This is a genomic window from Acetobacterium fimetarium (genome assembly GCF_014284475.1).
GTDB classification, from domain to species: domain Bacteria; phylum Bacillota; class Clostridia; order Eubacteriales; family Eubacteriaceae; genus Acetobacterium; species Acetobacterium fimetarium.
Genome location: NZ_WJBC01000060.1, coordinates 1 through 2,483, shown reverse-complemented (window position 1 = coordinate 2,483; position 2,483 = coordinate 1). Strand labels below are relative to the sequence as shown.

Annotated in this window: 1 protein-coding gene and 2 riboswitches; the gene reads right to left on the bottom strand. The window is 43.5% G+C overall.

Features of this window, described 5'->3' with window-relative positions; translation table 11 throughout:
• Positions 1-204 precede the first annotated feature (204 nt).
• Positions 205-2,103 carry a hypothetical protein gene (locus GH808_RS14985; RefSeq protein WP_186843588.1) on the bottom strand — a complete coding sequence of 633 codons (1,899 nt, stop codon included), beginning with the start codon at positions 2,101-2,103 and terminating at the stop codon, positions 205-207.
• 13 nt (positions 2,104-2,116) lie between these two features.
• A riboswitch (cyclic di-GMP riboswitch) is annotated at positions 2,117-2,192 on the bottom strand.
• A gap of 63 nt (positions 2,193-2,255) precedes the next feature.
• Positions 2,256-2,331: riboswitch (cyclic di-GMP riboswitch) on the bottom strand.
• Between the last annotated feature and the right edge of the window lie 152 nt (positions 2,332-2,483).

The window sequence follows — 2,483 nt, the reverse complement described above, 5'->3', positions numbered from 1 at the left end:
CGAACAATTAAATTCGGTAGGCTCTAGAAAGTCTACACTGTTAAAAAATCAACTCCAGCTATGGATTGACTCTCAGGCCTCTTTTATTAAGGCTTTGTTTGGTCAATTAGGCTGGGAAAGTTGAGTATATTATATTAAACTCTTTTCAGTTGCTGGCTGCCATTATACAGACGCTCTCGTTCTGCGTCCCTGTCATTCGGCAGATTAGTATTTGGTAATGGCAATGGTTGCCAGTTCCGGGTGATTGCCGCTGTAGACCATTTTCTTATACAGTGTACTGGCGACACTGATCTGATTGTTCTGAACCGTCATGGTATCCGTCCACGGTGTGTAAAATACATAGGTCAGCGGAGCATGAATCACGTTGTCTTTAACGCTGATCGATTTTGCCAGCGCATTGGTGGTACTGGTTCGGGCATCGGTAATTCGGACCAGCTGGAATCCATCTGTCTGTCCTGACGGATGTGCTCCCGTCTGTTCGATATCGATATTGTTGCTGTTTATTTCGATGTTTGGCTGGATTGTGTCGGTCAAGCGGATCATTGCCAGTCTGCCAAGTACATATTTTGATTTTAAATCATTGTTGTTAAATTTGAAATTAGTGATCTTTTTACTGTTGACCGGAAATCTCAAATCATAGACATCAAATTTGTTGTTTTCAATCGTGAAATTTTCTACTGGTGCTACCAAATCGATAAAGTCGACAAATAATTCTGTTTTGGGCCGTCCCAGTCTTTCCGCATACGACGCTTCGACAATATATGTATTGCCGACATAGTATCGCATCTCAATGGGGGTCTCATCTCCTAAAGTTCCACCCAATCCGCCCTGTTTTGCTTTGATCAGGGCATTATCGGTTTTATTCACATCAAATGCGATGTTGTTTTTCCAGGTGTTATTGGTGTAGGTTACTCGTTGTGCGCTGAGATAAGCATCAGATAGAGAGACATCATAATCGGCTTTCATTCCTTCTACCAGGTTGGAATCATACACGACTTCCGTGCCTTCCACCAGGGCGAATCCGTAATATGTTTTTCCCGGTGCCGACCACCAGCTGTCGTCGCAGGTTACCTGGTTGTTGTATATCCCGCAGAATTTTCTGGCTTCAACCAGCTGGGTTTCATAGGTGCTGCTGTTTTCCAGCATCAGGTTTACAAAGAGATTCTGAAAATTATGAACCGTGTTGTTGCGGATCTCCACATTGTTATACGGTATGTCTTTTAAGATGATGAATGATAATCCGGTATCTGTGACATAATTATTCGTAAAGATAAATTCACCAATACCAAAATCAACGGCCTGAGGGTTCAAGCTCAGATTGCCAAGCTGTCGGTAGGCTGAAATGTTTCCCTGGAATGAACAGCCGTCAAACTCGACCCGATCCACTTTGGATGAACAATTCTCGGTCGAATCATAGGCTATCAACAGCGAATTGGTACTGCTCAAATTGGTGAATTTCATGTTTTTAATGGTCAGGTTCTTGAGGATTTTGGGATCGAACAGTTTGGTGTTGATCGTATTGTTGAAAATCAGTTCTGCCCCATTTACGCCGGTGATTTGAATATTGGGATTCGTTATGGCTTCGGATGTGTTTCCGATATAGAACGTCCCGCTCAGGGTGATGTTGCCATACTGATTCAGCGCACGGTTTAGCAGTTTTGCATTGTTGTTCTTCTGGCTGGCATCATTCGGTATTAATCCATAATTACCTGCGACCGGAGTCGCTGTCGTTGTTGCTGGTTCGGTTGTGGTCGTCGGCGTTGTCGTTGTCGCCGGTTCTGTTGTGGTCGTTGGTTCTGTCGTGGTCGTTGGCGTTGTCGTCGTCGCCGGTTCTGTTGTGGTCGTTGGTTCTGTCGTTGTCGTCGGTTCTGTCGTGGTTGTCGCCGGTTCTGTCGTTGTCGTCGGTGTTGTCGTCGTCGGATTACTTACTACCGGTTTTATTTTCTTGGCGCCTCTATATTCCTGAACTACCGTTGCCACTTTCTGTGATGTGCTTGAACTATCATTGTTCAAATCAAAATTACTAACTGGTGCAGCAAAAACTGAAACACTACTAAAACTAATGGTTACTAATGTTAATAACCCTACCGCTATCTTTCTCATATTTAACCTTCCTTTCGGTTACTGGCTGCCATTTTACAGGCCCTATAGTTTTGCGTCCCTGCCTTTCGACAGGTTTGCCTTTATCGTTGGAAAACGACATTGTAAAACAACTTGATCTCTAAACACATAAAAACACATAAAAAAACTCTCCGTTCGGTTACTGGCTGCCATTTTACAGGCCCTGTAGTTTTGCGTCCCTGCCTTTCGACAGGTTTGCCTTTATCGTTGGAAAGCTATCCACGACATTAGTAAATTACTCAACTTTCCCAGCCTAATTGACCAAACAAAGCCTTAATAAAAGAGGCCTGAGAGTCAATCCATAGCTGGAGTTGATTTTTTAACAGTGTAGACTTTCTAGAGCCTACCGAATTTAATTGTTC